7 protein-coding genes and 1 pseudogene are annotated in these 5,599 nt (G+C 67.3%); 7 read left to right on the top strand and 1 reads right to left on the bottom strand.

Features of this window, described 5'->3' with window-relative positions; all coding sequences use genetic code 11:
- From GRX66_RS15820 to GRX66_RS15850, 7 genes and pseudogenes are all read left to right on the top strand, one after another.
- Positions 1-753, top strand: a pseudogene (locus GRX66_RS15820) (hypothetical protein); the annotation flags it as partial.
- A gap of 2 nt (positions 754-755) precedes the next feature.
- Positions 756-1,064 (top strand): DUF7410 domain-containing protein, encoded by a 309-nt coding sequence (locus tag GRX66_RS15825; RefSeq protein ID WP_159527396.1) that lies wholly within the window; start codon positions 756-758, stop codon positions 1,062-1,064.
- Positions 1,065-1,164: 100 nt separating this feature from the next.
- Positions 1,165-1,527, top strand: a complete 363-nt coding sequence (locus GRX66_RS15830) for a DUF7541 family protein (RefSeq protein ID WP_159527397.1) — start codon at positions 1,165-1,167, stop codon at positions 1,525-1,527.
- A 110-nt stretch (positions 1,528-1,637) separates the two neighbouring features.
- Entirely contained in the window at positions 1,638-1,877 is a 240-nt protein-coding gene (locus GRX66_RS15835; RefSeq protein ID WP_159527398.1) for a DUF6684 family protein, read from the top strand.
- A gap of 264 nt (positions 1,878-2,141) precedes the next feature.
- Positions 2,142-3,878, top strand: a complete 1,737-nt coding sequence (ctaD, locus tag GRX66_RS15840; RefSeq protein WP_201293065.1) for a cytochrome c oxidase subunit I — start codon at positions 2,142-2,144, stop codon at positions 3,876-3,878.
- 293 nt (positions 3,879-4,171) lie between these two features.
- Positions 4,172-4,462 carry a DUF7520 family protein gene (locus GRX66_RS15845; RefSeq protein ID WP_325064152.1) on the top strand — a complete coding sequence of 97 codons (291 nt, stop codon included), beginning with the start codon at positions 4,172-4,174 and terminating at the stop codon, positions 4,460-4,462.
- Between the two features lie 69 nt (positions 4,463-4,531).
- The gene (locus GRX66_RS15850) at positions 4,532-5,320 is read left to right on the top strand and encodes a GNAT family N-acetyltransferase (RefSeq protein WP_159527399.1); all 789 of its coding nucleotides are present in this window, start codon (positions 4,532-4,534) and stop codon (positions 5,318-5,320) included.
- A gap of 46 nt (positions 5,321-5,366) precedes the next feature.
- Here the strand turns inward: GRX66_RS15850 and GRX66_RS15855 are convergent.
- Positions 5,367-5,599 (bottom strand): AMP-binding enzyme (locus GRX66_RS15855; protein WP_449271470.1); only part of this gene is annotated, 233 nt, incomplete at its 5' end.

The raw sequence follows: 5,599 nt of genomic DNA on the forward strand, positions 1-5,599 counted from the left end.
GTCGGCGTCCTCGCCGTCGGCCACGACCAGTGGTTCGACGACGTCGACCCGCTGTCACGGCTGTTCCGGTCGTACGGCTCGGTCGCGCCCGTCCAGCGCACGGCGGACGGCCTCTCGCTGCGCCTCCCCGCGATGCGGTTGACCGACGACGTCGTCACCACCGACGGCGGGGTAGCGTTCGTCATAGCGCTGCTCTGGGGGACGACGTACGACGGCCTCGTCGGCACGCCCGCGTGGGCGTCGGTCGCGCGCACGATGGTTTCCAGTGGCGTTCCCGCGGTCGTCCTCTATCCGGCGGCGCTGCTCGCCGGGTTCCTCGCGTTCCACCGTCTCTACTGGTGGGCGGCGCGGACGGCCCGCGAGACGGCGCCGACGTTCACTGACGCCGACCACATTGCGCGGCGGTTCGCACCGTCCCTGCTCGCCATCGCGGCCGGCTATCACCTCGCGCACTATCTCGTGTACGCGTTGTCGCTGTCGCCGTCTCTGGTCGGGGCGCTGTCGTCCCCGCTGAACCCGCCGGCCGCACGCACGCTCGTCCTTCCGGGGTGGCTGTCGGGCGTCGGCGTTGCGGCGGTGCTGCTCGGGCACCTGCTCGCCATCTGGGTCGCTCACGCCACCGCATACGACGAACTCCCGGGGCGCTTGCAGGCGATCCGCAGCCAGTACGCGCTCACGCTCGCGATGGTGTTCTACACGATGACCAGCCTCTGGATCGTCGGCCAGCCGGCCGTCGAGCCACCGTTCCTCTGACCATGTCCGTCGAAACAACCACTCCAGACTCGGACGCAGACGCCGCCACCCCGGGGACGGAGCCGGCCGACGACCCGGACGATGCCCCCAGGTGCCCCCACTGTGGCGACCCCTTCCCGACCGAGCGCCTCCGGGACCTCCACCGCGGCCTGAACCACTACGAGGACCTCGACGACAGCGAACGCGACGCCTACGCGGCCGCCTACCGCAGCGAGTCCGAGGACCTGCAGTCGTTCAGACTGCGCGCGCTCGCGGCGCTCGTGCTCCTCTACTTCGGGTTCCTGATGACGTACGCCGTCGTCGCCGTCTGATAGCGCGGGGTCCGAGAGGGACGCCGGTCTGTGATTGCTCCCGGCGGCTCCGCAGGCGCGGAAGCGATGGCTTTCTAACCCGCGACGCCGAAGTCGTGGTATGGTCGAGCAAACGGAGCAGGGACTGAGCGACCAGTACGCGCGCGCCAGCCCGTGGCCGATTCCACTCGTGTTGGGTATCGTCGTCTCCGAAATCGGCATCGTCTTCGACGGCCTGCTCCCGCTCGCGGTCGGCGGCCTGCTGTTGCTCGCGGGAAGCGTCGTCGGCATTCTCCGGGAGTCCGGGTTCGCCGAAACGCTGTACCGGCCCGCGGCCGGTATCGCCGCAGTGTTCGGGGCCGCTGGTGCCGGGCTCTACGTCGGCACGGCAGCGACCGCGCGCGGCCTCGCGTTCGGTGGGACCGCCGTCGTCGTCGCCGCCGCGGCAGTCGCGCTGTTCCTCTACGAGACCGGGCGCCTCTGACCTGTCGACGTCCCACGGACGCCCGGATCCGCCGTGGGTCGAATCTATCGGCCACGGCATCGAGCGGGAATCCTCAAGGTATATTTGTCCGCCGCTCCGACCCTCTCACAATGACGTCCACCATCTTCGACAAGGACACGCTCCTCGACCTCACGGTCAACATCGTTCCGCTTGCCATCCTCGCGTTCTTCTTCGTCGCGTTCATCGTCGTGAACCCCTGGGGTTCGGGATTCACGCTGGAGCGCGTCATCCAGTTCATCCTGGTCGGCTGGGTGTTCGTCGGCCTCGCCGTCCTCACCTACGCCGCGGCCAAGCGCATCGAAACCGAGGACGAGCAAGCGGGCCACTGAACGGGCTGCCCGCGCTCGCTCGCTGAACTAGCTCGGTGGCACGCGCCGCCGAACTGTCTCACTCGATCTGGAGTTTGGTGTTCGCGGACGTCCATTCCTGCCGCTTGCGCTCCGGGCGGATGGGGTGCCTCCTCCGGCGTTGATAGTCCGCTCGAACGTGTCAACAGACTCAGTCCTGATCGAAGTGTCTTCCTGCGATTTTTGCCGGCTCGCGCGCGGCCGGAATCCTAAGCTTTCTTTACCGTCGAAACCCGACAGTCGTGCATGGCCACGTCATCTCTGGTGCTAACTGTCCTGATGGGCGTCCTGCTCGTCGCCGTGGCCGCCGCCCTCGCACGGCTCGAGGACTGGCGGTCGTACACGCCCCTCAGCGACGTCGGCGGTGCCCTCGGGGAGCGCACCGACCACGGACACGAAGAGAAGCCGGGCGGCATCGTCCGGTGGTTCACTACTGTCGACCACAAGGACATCGGGATTCTCTACGGCGCGTACGGAACGCTCGCGTTCGCGTGGGGCGGCCTCGCCGTCCTCCTGATGCGGACGGAACTCGCCGCGCCCGCCACGGACGTCATCGGCCCCGCACTCTACAACGGCCTCCTGACGAGCCACGGCATCACGATGCTGTTCCTGTTCGGGACGCCGATGATCGCGGCGTTCGGGAACTACTTCATCCCGCTGCTGATCGGCGCCGACGACATGGCGTTCCCGCGCATCAACGCCATCGCGTTCTGGCTGCTCCCGCCGGGCGCCCTCCTCATCTGGAGCGGATTCATGATTCCGAGCATCGCCACCGCGCAGACCAGCTGGACGATGTACACGCCGCTGTCCATCGAAATGGCGTCGCCCGCAGTCGACATGATGCTGCTGGGTCTGCACCTGACCGGCGTCTCCGCGACGATGGGCGCCATCAACTTCATCGCGACCATCTTCACGGAGCGCGGCGACGACGTCGGGTGGCCGAGTCTCGACATCTTCTCGTGGACGATGCTCACGCAGTCCGGCCTCATCCTGTTCTCGTTCCCGCTGCTCGGGAGCGCGCTCGTGATGTTGCTGCTGGACCGGAACTTCGGAACCACGTTCTTCACCGTGAGCGGCGGCGACCCGATTCTCTGGCAGCACCTGTTCTGGTTCTTCGGCCACCCCGAGGTGTACATCCTCGTGTTGCCGCCGATGGGACTGGTCAGTCTCATCCTGCCGAAGTTCTCCGGCCGGAAGCTGTTCGGGTTCAAGTTCGTCGTCTACTCCACGCTCGCCATCGGGGTGCTGAGCTTCGGCGTCTGGGCCCACCACATGTTCACCACGGGCATCGACCCGCGCCTCCGCGCGAGCTTCATGGCGGTGTCGTTAGCAATCGCGATACCGTCCGCGGTGAAGGTCTTCAACTGGATCACGACGATGTGGAACGGGAAGCTCCGGCTCACCGCCCCGATGCTGTTCTGCATCGGCTTCGTGCAGAACTTCATCATCGGCGGCGTCACCGGCGTCTTCCTCGCCGCCGTGCCCGTCGACCTCATCCTCCACGACACCTACTACGTCGTCGGTCACTTCCACTTCATCGTGTACGGCGCCATCGGGTTCGCGCTGTTCGCGGGGACGTACTACTGGTTCCCGATGTTCACCAACCGCATGTACCAGAAGCGGCTCGCGCACATCCACTTCTGGACGGCGCTCGTCGGGTCGAACCTGACGTTCCTCGCGATGCTGTGGCTCGGGTACGGCGGCATGCCGCGGCGGTACGCCACCTACCTCCCGCAGTTCCTCACTGCCCACCAGATCGCCACCGCGGGCGCGTTCCTGATGGGCGTCAGCACGCTGTTCTGGCTGTTCAACATGGTCGTCTCCTGGCGCGAGGGCCCGCGCGTCGAGTCCGGTGACCCGTGGAATCTCGAGCAGACCGACCAGTTCACGAAGGACTGGTCGTGGTACGACCAGCAACGCGAGTCTCCGGTGCCCGCCGTGCCGGACGGCGGCGAACCCGAGGACGACCAGGCCGCGGACTGACGAAGCCAGCACGCTGGGTTCGATTCCAGCGCACAGCCGATTGGACTTCTTCTGCGCACCCGACGGAGGGACGTCTACGACGCCGACGCTGTACGACCGCGCTGTAGCGACGCAACGACGCGAAAAACGAGACGGGACGCGCCCGCGTCAGGCCACGACGAGCACGAACCCGGTCAGGAACATCAACACGGCGATGGCGGCCAGCACCAGGAACATGAGTTCCTTGTCTTCCATGTCCGGCGTTTGGCGGCGACACCGCAAAAGGCTACCCACTCCGCTGCCTACGGTCGGGTGTGAGCGAACGAGAGACGAGCGGTCGTCGGGTCGTGCTCTGGATGTACGTGACGGCCGTCGCCGTCGCGGGCCTCTTCGGGTACGTGCTCGGCGCCATCGTGTACGGGAACGGCGGACCGGACGGTCCGCTCGTGGAGGGGCCGGGCGCGCAGGTCGGGAGCTTCGGGCCGATAACGTTCGAGTTGACCGGCCCGAATCTCGCGCTGTTCGGCGTGCTGATGGTCGGCGTCTCGCTGGGCGTCGGCCTGCTCGCTATCCGGTACGTGTCGGAGCGCGCGGAGTCCGCGTGAGCGGCCGGGCGAGCGAGGGCTGTCGGTTCCGCGAGTAGGTATTAGTGGCGTGGTGACGTTAGTGTCGGTATGAACGTGCGCGAGGCTACCCAGGACGACGTACCCGGGATTCGGCGCGTGGCGGGCGCGTCACTGGAAGCCACGTACGCCGACCAGCTCGGCGACGACATCGTCGAGACGGCCGCCGAAGAATGGTACGAGACCGACCGACTCGATTCGCGACTCGCCGACGACGACGTCGTCTACCTGGTCGCCGTGGACGACGAGGAGGTCGTGGCGTTCTCGGAGAGCGAACTCGACGTCCGCCAGCCCGAGGACGGCTCGCGTCCGGAGGAGCCGGCGGCCAGGGAGGGCGTCGCGGCCATCCAGTGGCTGCACGTCCACCCCGACCACCGAAACCGGGGCCTCGGCCGACGCCTGCTCGAACGAACTGAAACCGAGCTCCTGGAGGCAGGTGCGAACCGCGTGGAGGGCCGCGTGCTCGCGGCGAACCGCGAGGGCAACGAGTTCTACCAGGCCCACGGGTACGCCCGCACCGGCCAGCGCACCCTCGAAATCGGCGGCGAGTCCGAGACCGAACACCTCTACGTGAACCTCCCCGAGGGCAGCGCCGCCGAACTCACCGAGGAGCTCAGCGTCGACGACGGCACTGTGTTCGTGGCGTACGACGAACGCGAGCGCGGCTCGGAAGCGCCGTTCTACGCGACCTACCGGACGGAGGCCCGCGAGAACAGGTACGGGTTCTACTGCGCGAACTGTGGGTCCGTGGACAACTCGATGGACACGATGGGTCGCGTCGAGTGCAACGACTGCGGGAACCGGCGGAAGGCGACCCGCTGGGATTCGGCGTACCTCTAACCCGAACGGCCTGTCGAGGCGGTCCTTCGACGGCCGCGTCGGCGGATTAGTCGCCGCCGACCTTCGCCTGAATGTCGTCGACGACGTCGGGGTTGCGGAGCGTCGACGTGTCCCCGAGCTCCTCGTCGTTGGCGATGTCCTCGAGGAGGCGGCGCATGATCTTCCCGGAGCGCGTCTTCGGCAGTTCGGGCGTGAACACGACCTGCTCGGGTCGTGCGATGGGGCCGATGGCGTCTTCGACGGCGGTGATGATGCGTTCGCGGAGGTCGTCGTCGCCTT

Source organism: Halobacterium bonnevillei (genome assembly GCF_009831555.1).
GTDB classification, from domain to species: Archaea; Halobacteriota; Halobacteria; order Halobacteriales; family Halobacteriaceae; genus Halobacterium; species Halobacterium bonnevillei.